Below are 13,422 nucleotides of genomic sequence, written 5' to 3' on the forward strand. Positions count from 1 at the left end.
TGAGCGCCATGGATGGCGCGACCGAGGCTACATGGACGTATTCACGCCGTCCCCTGCCACCGGACCCACCCCGCCTACCCACGGATAGCCAGCTTCGACGTTGACGTTGCCGGCCAGCGGCCGGCACTACCGCGGGTGCAGGGCTGCAAGCCCTGCAATAAAACCCTCCTTGACCACAGCCTGTCCGGGCCCGGAGAATTACCGGATTAATTCTCATTTGCTGTTGCGCAGGATGCGGGCGGCAGCCTCGACGGCCCTCTCCCCGATGTTCAAGAACGTCCTGTTCCAACTGCACTGGCTGCTGGGCATCACGGCCGGTACGATCCTGGCCATCATGGGCCTCAGCGGCGCGACGCTGTCCTTCGAGGATGAGCTGCTGCGCGCCGCCAACCCCGGCTTTGCCGCCATCGCCGAACATCATGCCGACGGCCAGCAGGCCCTGCCGCTGAGCGAACTGGTGCCGCTGCTGCAGGCCTGCAGCGATCAGCCGCTGCAGCGACTGCGCGTGGATGCCACCGGCCAGCGGCCTTCGGTAGCGCGCTTCCCCGGCGGCAAGGATCACTGGGTCTATTTCAACCCTTACAACGGCGAACGTTTCAGCCACCTGCGTGGCCAGGCCTTCTTCGATTTCGTCGAAGACCTGCACCGCCACCTGGTGGCCGGCGAACGCGGCAAGGTCGTCGTTGGCAGCTGTGCCATCGCACTGCTGTTCTTCGCCGTGTCCGGCCTCTACCTGCGTTGGCCGCGCCGCTGGTGGCACTGGCGCAGCTGGCTGGCGGTGGAATGGAAGCGCAGCGGGCGCGGCTTCCTGTGGAGCCTGCACTCGGTGGTCGGCACCTGGGTACTGCTGATCTACCTGATGAGCGCGCTGACCGGCCTGTGGTGGTCGTTCGACTGGTACCGCAACGCCGCCAGCAATGTGCTCGGCGTGCCTGCGCCGGCCAGGCACAAGGTCGCCGCCGATGCCGTGCTCGACCTGCGCCACGTGGAAGACACGCTGTACGCGCAGCCCGGTGTGCGCAGCGGCTACATCGACCTGCGCCTGCCGGAAAAGCCGGGCCAGGTCCTGAACGTGCGGGTGATGGCCGGCGACCCTGCCCTGCGCGGCGGCGGCCACGACCGCGCCCAGGACGTGCTGCAGCTGGACCCGGCCAGCGGCGCGCTGCTCGATGCGCGTCCCTATGAAAGCCAGGGCACCGGCGGCAAGCTGGCCACCAGCATGTTCGCGCTGCATTCGGGCAGCTTCTTCGGACTGCCTGGCCGCGTGGTGGTGATGCTCAGCAGCCTGGCGATGTGCCTGTTCTTCATCACCGGCTGGATGCTGTACCTGGACCGCCGGCGCAGCCAGCGCGCGGCACGTGCGCTGCGGCAGACCCTGCCTGCGGCGCAGGACGGCGGTGGCGAAGGCACGCCCTGGCGGGTGATCCATGCCAGCCAGAGCGGCCTGGCCGAACAGTTGGGCTGGCGCGCGGCGGCGCAGCTGCAGGCCGCCGGCCACCCGGTGCAGGTGCTGCCGCTGGCGCGGGTGAACGCCGCGCTGCTGCAGGACAGCCCGCAGGCCCTGTTCGTGCTCAGCACGTTCGGCGATGGCGAACCACCGGACAACGCGCGCCGCGCAGCACGCCACCTGCTGGCACAGCGCGTGGATCTGTCGGGCCTGCGTTACGGCGTACTGGCATTGGGTGATCGCCAGTACCCGCACTATTGCGCGTTCGGTACACAGGTGGACGCGTGGCTGGCCGGCAACGGGGCGCAGCCGCTGTTCCCGCGCATCGACGTGGATGCTGCCTCGGTGGTGGCACTGCGCCAGTGGCAGCACGAATTGAGTACGCTGACCGGTATCATCACCGATGACAGCGTGCTGCCACCAGCCACGCTGATGCACGACTGGCAGTTGCTCGCCCGTGAAGCATTGAACCCGCGCAGCCTGGGTGGCGCGATCTGGAAGATCCGGCTGGCGCCGCCGGCCGACACGACCTGGCAGGCCGGCGACATCCTGCATATCGCACCGCGCAACAGCGCACTGCATACCGCTGCGGTGCTGGGCGCGCACGGAATTGATCCCGCGCAGCCGCTGCTGATCGATGGCCAGAAACGGACGCTGCTGGAACTGGCCAGCGAACGCGCACTACCCGACGAACATGCGGCGCTGCCGGTGCAGGACGCCGCGCGTTGGCTGGCCGGTCTGCCGCCGCTGCCGGGGCGCGAGTACTCCATCGCCTCATGCGCTGCCGATGGTGCAGTGGAACTGGTGGTGCGCCTGGTGCACGACGCAGCCGGCCGCCCCGGCCTGGGCTCGGGCTGGCTGTCGCTGCACGCGCCGCTGGGCACCCGCATCGCCGCGCGTGTGCACCGCAACCCGGGCTTCCATCGACAGGCCGGCGCGCCGATGGTGCTGATCGGCAACGGCACCGGCATCGCCGGCCTGCGCAGCCTGCTGCGTGAAGCCGCCCAGCAGGACGAACACGGCCATTGGCTGTTGTTTGGCGAACGCCAGCGCGCGCACGACCAGTTGTTCGCCGGGGAGATCGTGCAGTGGCAGACCGAGGGCCATCTGGCCCGCGTCGATCTGGCGTTCTCGCGTGATGCAGACGGCGGTGGCTATGTGCAGCATCGCCTGCAGGCGGCTACGGCGGAATTGCAGGCGTGGCTGGCGCGTGGCGCAGTGATCCACGTCTGTGGTTCGCTGCAGGGCATGGCCGAGGGCGTGGACCAGGTGCTGCGCGCGGCGCTGGGCGACGAGGAAGTGGAAGCGCTTCTGGAAAACGGGCGCTACCGCCGCGACGTGTACTGAACCCCGCCTGGCAGCGCCGGCCGCTGGCCGGGGTGCGGTTGGAATGCCGGCCAGCGGCCGGCACTACCGGGGCACCATCACGCCGCGATGCGCGGGTGTCGCTGCGGCTGCAGGCGGAACGCCGATACGGCCTCGGTCAGGGCCTGCACCTGGGCCTGCATCTGCGCAGTCGATGCCCCGGCTTCCTCCACCAGGCTGGCATTGCGCTGGGTGCTCGATTCCATCTGCATGATGGTCTGGTTCACCTGCGCAATACCCGCATGTTGTTCCTGCGACGCGCTGCGGATGGTGGTGAGCAGCGCGGCCAGCTGCTGCACGCTGCCAACGATCTCGCCCATGGTGGTGCCGGCCTGTTCGGCCTGCACATTGCCCTGGCCGACACGGGCCACCGAATCTTCGATCAGCACTTTGATCTGCTTGGCCGCCTCAGCACTGCGCTGGGCAAGCAGACGTACTTCAGACGCCACCACGGCGAAGCTGCGCCCCTGTTCACCCGCACGCGCCGCTTCCACGGCGGCATTCAGGGCCAGGATGCTGGTCTGGAAGGCAATGCCGTCGATCAGCTGGGTGATGTCACCGATGCGGCGCGAGGCCTCACTGATGCCTTGCATGGTGGCCACGACCTGGCCGACGGCCTGGCCGCCACGTGCGGCCACTACCGCCGCGCCCTGCACCAGTGCATCGGCGCGGCCGGCAGCATCGGCGTTGCGGCCGACGGTATCGGTCAGTTCGTGCATCGACGCGGCGGTCTCTTCCAGGTTGGCCGCCTGCTGTTCGGTGCGCTGCGAGAGGTCATGGTGGCCGGCGACGATCTCGCCCACGCCCACATCCAGCCGCGAGGTGGCCTGCTGGATGCGGGTGACGATGCGGCCGAGCTGGCCGACCGTGGCATTTGCATCGTCGCGCATGCGCGCGAACACGCCCTGCAGGTCACCCTCCATGCGAACGCTCAGGTCGCCGCGTGCGAGGGCTGCCAGCAGCGTCTGCAGATCGCCCAGATTGGTTTCGAAGGTGGTCAGCAGATGGTTGATGCTGGTGGACAGGGTACGCACGAAGCCCTGCTTGCCCTCCAGCGCGATGCGACCCTGCAGTTCACCGTGCGCGGCCGCGTCAACGAGTGCGGCCACTTCGGTTTCCAGCAGGGTTTCCAGCGCGCGGCTGCGCCATTCCACCGCCACGCCAAGGAAATGGTCCTCATCGATGATCGCGTTGGCGATCAACTGGTAGCGCACGCCCAGGTGATTGATCTCGTGCTCCTCGCGGTAGCGCACGCCGGCCACGCGGGTCATCGCCGGGTGCAGGCGCGCCGCGTCGCTGCCAACCAGGGCGTCGGCCGACATGTCCAGCAGCTGCAGCAGGGCGGGATTGGCGTAGGCCACCTGCCCCTCCGCATCGATCACCATCAGCCCGGTCTGTGCGCTGTCCAGCGCCTGGCGCACGCGGGTGTTGCCGCGGGCCACCGCGCGTTCGTCTTCGATACGCGTGCGCAGGCGCTGCTGCATGTCGACCAGGCGCTGGGCCAGCTTGCCGATTTCATCGTTGGCGTTGTACACGCGCAGCGTGGTGTCCAAGCGATCGTCAGCGATGTCACTGGCGAAGCGCAGGGTGTCCTCGATCGGGCGACGCACCGCGCGCAGCACCAGCACCAGGCTGGTGATCAGCACGCCGGCCACCAGCACCAGGGTGGCGGCGAACAGCACGCTCATGGTGCGTGCACCTGCCTGCTGGCGTGCCTGCGCCTGGGCCAGCGCCTGCACTTGGGCCTTCTGGAAGGCGGCCAGTGCGGGCGCCACGCTGGCGGCGGTATCCAGCAGGGACTGGGCTTCCACATCCAGGCCGACGCGGGCGGCGGTGTAGCCCAGCAGCGCGGCCTGGTAGGCATCCATCTCGGCGCGCAGGCGCTCCTGCGCCTCGGTCGGCAAGCCTGCCAGGGCCAGATCAAAGGGCAGCTTCTCTTCACTCGCACGATCAGCATGGGTGGAATCGCCATCGAGCAGCAGCATCGCTTCCTGGCGACGCATCTTCTGCACATGCAGGTCCAGCACCGGGCGCTGCAACGCGGCCACGCTGGCCTGCAGCGCGGCGGCCGCCTGCTGCAGTTGCGCAGCCAGGCCAGCATCACCACGGCCCATTTCATCCACGCGCTCGAACAGGGCGGCGATGCCCTGCGAGAAACCGTCGACCGCTTCGGCCAGAGCCTGCAGCGCCTTGCGCCGGCCGGCATCCATCGGCATCGCGCGCAGCGCCTGCAGGTCGTGCTTCAGCTCCTGCTGGGCGGCCAGCAGCTGGCTGCGGTCGGCGTCGTCGAAACTGCGCGCATACTGTGTCTGCAGGCGGCGGGCTTCGGCCACGCGCGTGGCCAGCGCCGTTGCCAGATCACTGCCGTGCTGGTAACTGGCCTGGCGGCGGGCGGCCTGTGCGCTGGTATGCCCGGTCCAGGCATACACGCCGGCGATGGCCACCAGCCCCAAGCCGCAGACCCACAGGGTGGCCTTCAGTTTGTTGGCTACGCTGAGCCGGTGTGGCTGCAGCCACAGCAGCAGGCCAGGGAACAGCGAGCGCATGCCCTCCAATTGGGTGCGCAGAAACCGGAGGCGAGGGACCACGGTCGGCATGACAGACTCCAGGCAGAATGACACACCGTCATCGGCCTGGATGAGCGGGACTTTAGGATTGTTTTCGACCCTGCCGGGTGGCCCCGGGGGTCGCGGCCTTTGTACCGGCCGCAGGCGACCGGGCGATGACACAGGCCGCGAGCGCTTGACCTCAACCGCGGTTGCGGTTGCACAGTGGGCATCCGCCCCTGCCCCCCCCCCCGCACCGCCATGGCCCCCTTGGATATCCCCCGCTACCTGCAGCGCCTGCAGCTGGATGCCGCGCCGCCCACCACCCTGGAAGGACTGACCCTGTTGCAGCAGCGGCACAACGCCCTGCTGCCGTTCGAGACGATCACCAGCCTGCTGCGCGACGCGGTGCAGATCGATCTGGACAGCGTGCAGCACAAGCTTCTGCAGGCGCAGCGCGGCGGTTACTGCTTCGAACTGAATGGCGCGTTCCTGGCCTTGCTGCAGACGCTGGGCTTCGATGCGCAGGCGCTCAGTGCGCGGGTGCTGTTGTCGGCCGGTGCAGGCGAACTGACCCCACGCACGCATCTGTTGATCCGGGTGGCGCTGGAGGGTGAGGACTGGCTGGTGGATACCGGCTTCGGCAGCCTGACCCCGACCGTGCCACTGCGCCTGCGGGAAACGGCTGCGCAGGCCACGCCGCATGAGCGTTACCGGCTGCAGCGGCTGGATGACGGTGATTTCCTGCTGGCGGCCCGCAGCGGCGACGACTGGCGGGCCCTGTACCGCTTCGACCTGCAAGCCCCGGCGCCGGTCGATAACGAGGTGGGCAACTGGTATGTGTGCACGCACCCGCATTCAAGTTTCCCAGGCCAGCTGCGCGCATCCCTGACCGGGCCGGACTGGCGCCGCACCATCGGCAGCGGCAACTACACCCAATACCGGGCAGGCCAGGCGCCGGACAAACGGGCGCTGCGCGATGTGGCTGACGTGCGGCAGGTGCTGCATGAGGGCTTTGGCATACGGTTGCCGGACGACCCGCGGCTGGACCCGGCCATTGCCGAGTGGCTGCAACGGTGGCATGCATCAACCAGGTAGCGTCGAGCCCGCGCTCGGCTGCTTTCCGCTCTCTGTAGAGCCGAGCCCACGCTCGGCTGCTTCAGACGATGCGCAGGATAATGGCTTTGAGCACCGCGCAGGTGCGGTCGCGGGCACCGAGCTTGTCGAGGATGGTGGAGACGTAGTTCTTCACCATGCCTTCGGCCAGGAACAGGCTGTGCGGGGGCTCATTGTTGCTGCAGGCGCCGGACAGCAGCAGCGCACGCGGCACGCACGCCGCCAGTGGCATGCTGGAGTTCCCCGTGTTCTCCGGAGTGCCCCATGCCGCTGTCCGATCATCGCGCTGCGCTCGCACCACACGGTCACCTGCGCGTGGCGATCAACCTGGGCAATCCGGTGCTCGCCCAGGGCGATGCGCGTTCGCCACGTGGCCCTTCGGTGGAACTGGCCACGACGCTGGCGCAGCGGCTGGGCGTGCAGGCGCGCTTCACCTGCCACGACGCTGCGGCATCGGTGGTGGCGGCCGCTGCCGAAGATGGATGGGATCTGGCCTTCCTGGCGGTGGATCCAGCGCGTGCCGACCGCATCGCTTTCAGTGCGCCCTATGTGGAGATTGAAGGAACCTACCTGGTGCGTGCAGACAGCGCGGCACGCGCGGTAGCCGACCTGGACCGCGAAGACGTGCGCATCGCCGTGGGCCGTGGCGCGGCCTACGACCTGTTCCTGAGCCGTGAACTGAAGCACGCGCGGATTGAACGTGCCGACACCTCTGCGGCGGCCATCGAGCTGTTCGACCAGCAGCGGCTGGATGCAGCGGCCGGGGTACGTCAGCCGTTGCAGGCGTGGGCCGGGGCGCATGCAGGCCATCGCGTGCTGGCGGATCGCTTCACCGCCATCCAGCAGGCCGTGGCCGCGCCGGCCTCGCGCCCGGTGCAGGCGCTGCAGGCGCTGTTTGCGGAGGTGGAAACGATCAAGCAGGGGCCGCTGCTGGCCGAAGCGTTTTCGCGCGCCGGGCAAGCGGTGACACTCGTACGCTAAGGGAGGCTGCTTTCCGTAGAGCCAGGCGATGCCCGGCTGCCGTGTGCGGGGTTCCCGCGAAAGGCAGCCGGGCGGCTCCGCAGTGGCGGGGTCAGCGCTGCAGGGCGTCCTGCACGGCCTTGGCCACATCGGTGTTGTCGATGTAGCTGCCGTCGTTCCAGCGCACATGCTGGCGGTAGCCGGGGTCGATACCACGCACGCGCTGGCCCAGCAGTTCGGCGCCGTTGCCCTTGGCCCACAGCGGTACAAGCCCATTGGAATGGTTACCGGTGGGGCGGAAGCTCATGCCCGGCATCTGCCCGCGGCCGTTGTTTCGCACAGGCTCGAAAGCCACCTGCTGCGCGTTCGGGCCCATCGGCATGCTGTTGTCGTGGTCGGTGGTGACGATCAGCAGGTTGCGTTCCCAGCCGCCGTTCTGTTCGATCCACGCGATGACCGCCGATACGGCGTCGTTGAACTCGGCGGTTTCCTCGATCAGGCGGCCATACTGCGGCTGGTCGGTGCAGGCACCGTAGTGCCATTCGGTGCCGCAGGCGCTGGTATGTGCGGCCCAGTCTGTGGCACCGCCTTCGACCATCAGGAACAGGCCCTGCGGCGAACGCTGCTGCAGGAAGCGCAGCGCACCACGGGTCATCGTCGCCAGGTCCGGCACGCTGTCGATCTTCTTCACCCCGGACGGGGTCGTGGGATCATGCCCGACCACCGGCAACTGGCGCGCCTGCTGCAGGGTGTTGGCCACGCGCGGCACGCCAATCAGCGGACGATCAGTCGGCAGGTGCCCATCGGCCAGGGCCACGAAGTCCTCGCGGCTGCGGATCAGGCGCCACGCCCCTGCGGGGTTGCCGGCAATCGGCGTACCCGTTTCCAGCTGCTTCCAATCCTGCTGCGACACCCATTCCCACGGGTTCTGGCAACCCTCGGCGGCAACCTTGTCCATGCCTTCGACGCAGGGTTTGCCATCCACGCTGTAGCCTGGGCCACCGGTGCCCATCACCAGATCCATATGCCCCTGGGCCAGCATCTGGTGGGCGATCTGGTGGTAACTGTTGCGCGATTCGCTCTGCGCAGCAAATGCCGCGGGCGTGGCATGCGCGAACGGCACCGAGGTGACCACGCCAGTGGCCATGCCCAGCGCCTTGGCGCGCAGCGTGTTGAATTCCACCGGATGGCCGTCGTTGTTGTAGTTGATGGCGTTGTTGTAGGTCTTCACCCCTGACGAGAGCGCGGTGCCGGCAGCGGCACTGTCAGTCGCCACCGCGGCCAGGTACTGGTAGGCAACGAAGGGCAGATCGAGTGCGGGCGCCTCGGTGGTGTCCCAGGCCTTGGCAGCGTCGTAGCCGATGCGCTGCGAATCATCGCGGGTCGGCTGGCCACTGGCGTTGAGCGGGAACGTCGTGACCGCCAGGCGCTGCGGGAAATCCGCATACGGCGCGCCTTCGCGGCTGCCGTACTGCCAGTAGGCGGCGGCGTCCCAGGTACCCCAGCCGGCGCCATCATTGATCATCACGATGACGTTGTGCGGGCGCGCTTCGGCGGTCGCTGCGCTGGCAGCCTGCACATCCGGCCGTACCGTGGGCTGGCAGGCAGTGAGTGCGAACAGCGCAGCCAGGATTGACGGGCTCCGCCAGCGTCGCGCGAGGGGTCGGGTCATGAAGGTTCCTGCACTGCGGGAGGCGGCGGCACCGCCAACAGCGGCCCGTTATAGCAGGGCAATGTTGCAATTCGTGAGGCCCGCGAAAGCCCCATCCACGCATGGCGTGGATCTACTGGGCGCGGTTCACGGTGTCGACGATCAGCCGTTGCATCAGTGCCGTTACACGCCGCTGATTTCAGGCGGTGCGGTGCTGCGCCGCCCCTGCGGACACCCCATGTGTCGCACCGCGTCAAATGCGAATGATTCGTGATACTATTGTTAAGGAATACTGAAACCCCCACACACGGACGTCCCAGCCATCGCCAGTGGACCCTCAACAGGAGTACTGCGCGATGTCGCACGCCGTTCTGAAATCCCGTCGTTCCGTTGCCGCCCTGACCGCCGCCATCGGTCTGGCGCTGGCCACCACCGCCCACGCAGATGCCTCCGCCGATGCATCGTCGGCCAAGCAGATGGATACCGTGGTGGTGACCGCCACCGGTGCACAGCAGTGGATCAAGGATGCGCCGGCCAGCATCAGCGTCATCACCCGTGAAGAGATCGAGCGCAAGCCGGTCACCAGCATTGGCCAGTTGCTGAGCACCGTGCCGGGTGTGACCGGCGGCTATGCGCTGTCGGGTGCGCAGTCGAAGATCCGCCTGCGCGGCCTGCCCGAACAGTACACGCTGATCCTCATCGACGGCCGCCGCCAGGGCAATTCCTCCGGCGTGAACTACCGAGACGATCTGGGCCCGCAGGATCTGAACTGGCTGTCGCCGGACATGATCGAGCGCATCGAGGTGGTGCGCGGTCCGATGTCCTCGCTGTACGGTTCGGACGCAATGGGCGGCGTGATCAACATCATCACCCGCAGGATCGCCGACCACTGGGGCGGCTCGGTGACCTACAACTACAGCAAGCCGGATTCGGATACGCGCGGTGACACCACGCAGATGGGCGCGCTGTTCAGCGGCCCGCTCACCGACACGCTGGGCGTGCGCATCGGTGCCAATGTGACCGACCGTGAATCGGACACGGGGGCGCGCCAGACCCCGGGCAACAAAGCGGAAAACGCAAATGTGCTGTTCAATTGGCGCATCAATGACAACCATGCGCTTGGCATTGAGGCGTCGCGTGGCGAACAGCGCAACACCGGGGCCGGTGCGGTCAGTTCCTGGGGGGTGTCCAAGCTGGTGCAGACCGGCTACGTGGTGATGCACGACGGCCACTACGGCGACGCCACCACCTCCAAGAGCACGCTGGTGCAGAACGATTACAAGGACAAGGGCAGTATTCTTGGCACGCACGCCAAGGAGACCGTGTTCGATACCGCCTTTACCCACGGCTTTGACTGGGGTTTCGAGCATAGCCTGAACGCAGGTGCCCAATGGAAGCGCGAGGAACTTCAGAACGCGGACACCATTGGTACCGTGCCGGTAACGTGGACCGGCAGCGGCCGTATCAGTCCGGTCAGCGAAGCCGACTCGTGGGCACTGTTTGCCGAGGACCACATCACCCTGCACGAGCGGTTCGTGCTGACCGTGGGCCTGCGCTGGGACAACACCGACAACTACGATGACAACCTGAGCCCGCGCATCTACGGTGTCTGGCACCCGGGCGATGACTGGACCATCCGTGGTGGCGTGTCACAGGGCTTCAAGGCACCCAATCTGAAGCAGGGCACGGCCGGGGCGGCTACCCAGTCCGGTGGCAACGGCTGCACGTCGCTGGTGGCCGAAGGCTGGAACAACCGCTTGGTGAGCGCAGACGGCACCACCGGCTGCTACATGGCCGGCAACCCCAACCTGGAGCCGGAAACCAGCACCAACTACGAGCTGGGCGTGGGCTTTGACCGCAACGGCTGGTCAGCCTCTGCGACCTACTTCCTCACCGATTTCGACGACAAGATCCAGCAGGTTCCGCTACGGGATCTCCCCGGCCAGACCACCAGCTTCGTCAATGGCTTCTGGTGGACCGTGGCGCAGAATGTGCAGAAGGCGCGCACCCGCGGCGTGGAGGCGAGCGTAACAGTGCCACTGCACGAACGCATCAGCTGGACCACCAATGCCACGCGCATGCTGGAATCAAAGAACCGCACCACCGGTGCCAGCCTGCTGGTGGTACCGAAGATCACCGCCAATACCTCGCTGAACTGGGACGTGACCGATGCGTGGTCGCTGAACCTCAGCGCGCAGCACATCGGCGAACAGCTGGTGTCGGCCAGCAGCGCCACCTTCGCCAAGGCCTACACGACGGTGGATCTGGTGACCGGGCTGGACGTCAACGAAAACCTCACCCTGCGCGCGGGTGTGCTCAATCTTGGGGATGTGTCCACGATCGAGGAAGGCAACAACTACGACGGTGGTGCGCGCACGTTCTTCGTCGGCCTGACCGCGCGCTTCTGAGCAAGCCATGGGGTCACAGCCCTTCGAAGAAGGGCTGTGACCTGGCTGCAGACGCATCCACGCATGGCGTGGATCCAATGACCTCACCCGCGCCGGCCAAGCATTCAGCGTGCCTTGATCCAGCGTGGCGCGTACGGCCGCAAGCGCTTCCACGATTTTCAAACAGTTGCTTTAAACGCCTGCAATTTCGCCGAACTGGACAGCATCCTCAGGTTCCGCCAGACTGCCGCCCTTTCCCGTTGATCGGATTCCATGGCGAAGCTGCTGGTCCTGCATGGCCCCAACCTCAACCTGCTCGGTACCCGCGAGCCGGAGGTCTATGGGCACACCACGCTGGCCGACATCGACCAGGCGCTGGCCGCCCAGGCCGCTGCGGCCGGGCATGCGCTGGAAAGCCTGCAGTCCAACGCCGAGCACGTGCTGGTGGACCGCGTGCAGGCTGCACGCACCGACGGTACCACGTTCATCCTGGTCAACCCGGCCGCCTTCACCCACACCTCGGTCGCCCTGCGCGATGCGCTGGCGGCGGTGGCCGTGCCGTTCATCGAGATCCACCTGTCCAACCCGCACGCCCGCGAACCGTTCCGCCAGCACAGCTATTTCAGTGACAAGGCGGTGGGCGTGGTGTGTGGCTTCGGCGCCGACAGCTACCGCTACGCGATGGACGCGGCCCTGCTGCGGGTGTCGCCCACCTGATTGTCGACCCGGGCGCCACGCGGCGCTCTCCTCACCTAGATAGAAACCAAAGAGGCCCTCATGGATCTGCGCAAAATCAAGAAGCTGATCGACCTGCTGGAAGAGTCGAACCTGGCTGAAATCGAAATCAAGGAAGGCGAAGAGTCGGTGCGCCTGTCGCGCGCCCCGGTGGCCGGCTACGCCGCGCCGATGGCGGCCCCGGTGTACGCCGCACCGGCTGCGCCGGCTGCGCAGCCCATGCCGATGCAGTCGCCCACCGAAGCCTCCACCGGCGGCACCGCCAAGCCGGGCCCGGCCCTGCCGGAAGGCCACGTGCTGCGTTCGCCGATGGTCGGCACCTTCTACGCATCGGCTGCCCCGGACAAGCCGGCCTTCGTCAGCGTTGGCCAGCAGGTCAAGGAAGGCGAAACCCTGGCCATCATCGAAGCGATGAAGATGTTCAACCCGATCGAAGCCGACACGTCCGGCACCATCGTCGCCATCCTCGGTGAGAACGGCCAGCCGGTGGAATTCGACCAGCCGCTGTTCGTGATCGGCTGAGGGGCACGCCATGCTCGACAAAGTCGTCATCGCCAACCGAGGGGAGATCGCGCTGCGCATCCTGCGCGCGTGCCACACCCTCGGCATCCGCACGGTGGCCGTGCACTCCACGGTCGACCGCAACCTCAAGCACGTGGCCATGGCCGACGAGTCGGTCTGCATTGGTCCGGCGCCGTCGCCGCAGAGCTACCTCAACATCCCCGCACTGATCGCCGCAGCGGAAGTCACCGACGCCCAGGCCATCCACCCGGGCTATGGCTTCCTGTCGGAGAACGCCGACTTCGCCGAGCGCGTGGAAGAGTCCGGCTTCATCTTCATCGGCCCCAAGGCCGACACAATCCGCATGATGGGCGACAAGGTCGAAGCCATCCGCGCGATGAAGGCCGCCGGCGTGCCGTGCGTGCCCGGTTCGGGCGGCCCGCTGGGTGATGACATCGTCGCCAACACCAAGATCGCCCGTGAGATCGGCTACCCGGTCATCATCAAGGCGGCCGGTGGCGGCGGTGGCCGTGGCATGCGTGTTGTGCATGCCGAAGCCTCGCTGAAGACCTCGATCGAAACCACCAAGAGCGAGGCCAAGGCCGCGTTCGGCAATGGCGAGGTCTACATGGAGAAGTTCCTGGAGAACCCGCGCCACGTGCCGATGACCACGGCCATGAGGATCACCAGGGCCAGCTCGGGGCGCAGCAGGGT

Annotated in this window: 9 protein-coding genes and 1 pseudogene; 7 read left to right on the forward strand and 3 right to left on the reverse strand. The window is 67.3% G+C overall.

Going from position 1 to position 13,422, the window contains the following annotated elements; translation table 11 throughout:
* Window positions 1-265: 265 nt before the first annotated feature.
* A complete protein-coding gene (locus tag ACQKDV_RS14050; RefSeq protein WP_427784447.1) occupies window positions 266-2,794 on the forward strand; it encodes a PepSY domain-containing protein in 2,529 nt (842 codons plus the stop codon).
* 77 nt (window positions 2,795-2,871) lie between these two features.
* On the opposite strand, the gene ACQKDV_RS14055 is transcribed toward ACQKDV_RS14050, so the two are convergent.
* Window positions 2,872-5,409 (reverse strand): methyl-accepting chemotaxis protein, encoded by a 2,538-nt coding sequence (locus tag ACQKDV_RS14055; RefSeq protein ID WP_427784448.1) that lies wholly within the window; start codon window positions 5,407-5,409, stop codon window positions 2,872-2,874.
* A gap of 210 nt (window positions 5,410-5,619) precedes the next feature.
* Here ACQKDV_RS14055 and ACQKDV_RS14060 point away from each other — a divergent pair, with 210 nt between their 5' ends.
* Complete coding sequence (locus ACQKDV_RS14060) at window positions 5,620-6,456, forward strand: arylamine N-acetyltransferase family protein (protein ID WP_427784450.1); 837 nt, start codon at window positions 5,620-5,622, stop codon at window positions 6,454-6,456.
* A 61-nt stretch (window positions 6,457-6,517) separates the two neighbouring features.
* Here the strand turns inward: ACQKDV_RS14060 and ACQKDV_RS14065 are convergent.
* Window positions 6,518-6,673 (reverse strand): annotated as a pseudogene (locus tag ACQKDV_RS14065) (DNA-binding response regulator); the annotation flags it as partial.
* 65 nt (window positions 6,674-6,738) lie between these two features.
* On the opposite strand from ACQKDV_RS14065, the gene ACQKDV_RS14070 reads away from it, so the two are divergent.
* Window positions 6,739-7,455, forward strand: coding sequence for a transporter substrate-binding domain-containing protein (locus ACQKDV_RS14070; RefSeq protein ID WP_427784452.1), 717 nt, complete (start codon window positions 6,739-6,741; stop codon window positions 7,453-7,455).
* Between the two features lie 91 nt (window positions 7,456-7,546).
* Here the strand turns inward: ACQKDV_RS14070 and ACQKDV_RS14075 are convergent, their stop codons facing one another.
* Window positions 7,547-9,106 carry an alkaline phosphatase gene (locus tag ACQKDV_RS14075; protein WP_427784454.1) on the reverse strand — a complete coding sequence of 520 codons (1,560 nt, stop codon included), beginning with the start codon at window positions 9,104-9,106 and terminating at the stop codon, window positions 7,547-7,549.
* Window positions 9,107-9,441: 335 nt separating this feature from the next.
* Between ACQKDV_RS14075 and ACQKDV_RS14080 the strand changes: the two genes are divergently transcribed.
* The 4 genes from ACQKDV_RS14080 to ACQKDV_RS14095 form a co-directional block, all read left to right on the forward strand.
* Window positions 9,442-11,493, forward strand: a complete 2,052-nt coding sequence (locus tag ACQKDV_RS14080) for a TonB-dependent receptor domain-containing protein (RefSeq protein ID WP_427784455.1) — start codon at window positions 9,442-9,444, stop codon at window positions 11,491-11,493.
* 252 nt (window positions 11,494-11,745) lie between these two features.
* Complete coding sequence (gene aroQ / locus ACQKDV_RS14085) at window positions 11,746-12,189, forward strand: type II 3-dehydroquinate dehydratase (protein WP_427784457.1); 444 nt, start codon at window positions 11,746-11,748, stop codon at window positions 12,187-12,189.
* Window positions 12,190-12,249: 60 nt separating this feature from the next.
* On the forward strand, window positions 12,250-12,729 hold the full coding sequence (accB, locus tag ACQKDV_RS14090) for an acetyl-CoA carboxylase biotin carboxyl carrier protein (protein WP_427784459.1): 480 nt from the start codon (window positions 12,250-12,252) through the stop codon (window positions 12,727-12,729).
* A 10-nt stretch (window positions 12,730-12,739) separates the two neighbouring features.
* On the forward strand, window positions 12,740-13,422 hold a 683-nt coding region (locus tag ACQKDV_RS14095), incomplete at its 3' end, for a biotin carboxylase N-terminal domain-containing protein (protein WP_427784461.1).

The organism is Stenotrophomonas sp. NPDC077659 (genome assembly GCF_050268705.1).
Lineage (GTDB): Bacteria > Pseudomonadota > Gammaproteobacteria > Xanthomonadales > Xanthomonadaceae > Stenotrophomonas.

Excerpts from the sequence above, each read along its gene's own strand:
- accB (WP_427784459.1), top strand. The coding sequence starts at position 12,250 with ATGGATCTGCGCAAAATCAAGAAGCTGATCGACCTGCTGGAAGAGTCG.
- ACQKDV_RS14055 (WP_427784448.1), bottom strand. The coding sequence starts at position 5,409 with ATGCCGACCGTGGTCCCTCGCCTCCGGTTTCTGCGCACCCAATTGGAG.
- ACQKDV_RS14075 (WP_427784454.1), bottom strand. The coding sequence starts at position 9,106 with ATGACCCGACCCCTCGCGCGACGCTGGCGGAGCCCGTCAATCCTGGCT.
- ACQKDV_RS14080 (WP_427784455.1), top strand. The coding sequence starts at position 9,442 with ATGTCGCACGCCGTTCTGAAATCCCGTCGTTCCGTTGCCGCCCTGACC.
- ACQKDV_RS14070 (WP_427784452.1), top strand. The coding sequence starts at position 6,739 with ATGCCGCTGTCCGATCATCGCGCTGCGCTCGCACCACACGGTCACCTG.
- ACQKDV_RS14050 (WP_427784447.1), top strand. The coding sequence starts at position 266 with ATGTTCAAGAACGTCCTGTTCCAACTGCACTGGCTGCTGGGCATCACG.
- aroQ (WP_427784457.1), top strand. The coding sequence starts at position 11,746 with ATGGCGAAGCTGCTGGTCCTGCATGGCCCCAACCTCAACCTGCTCGGT.
- ACQKDV_RS14060 (WP_427784450.1), top strand. The coding sequence starts at position 5,620 with ATGGCCCCCTTGGATATCCCCCGCTACCTGCAGCGCCTGCAGCTGGAT.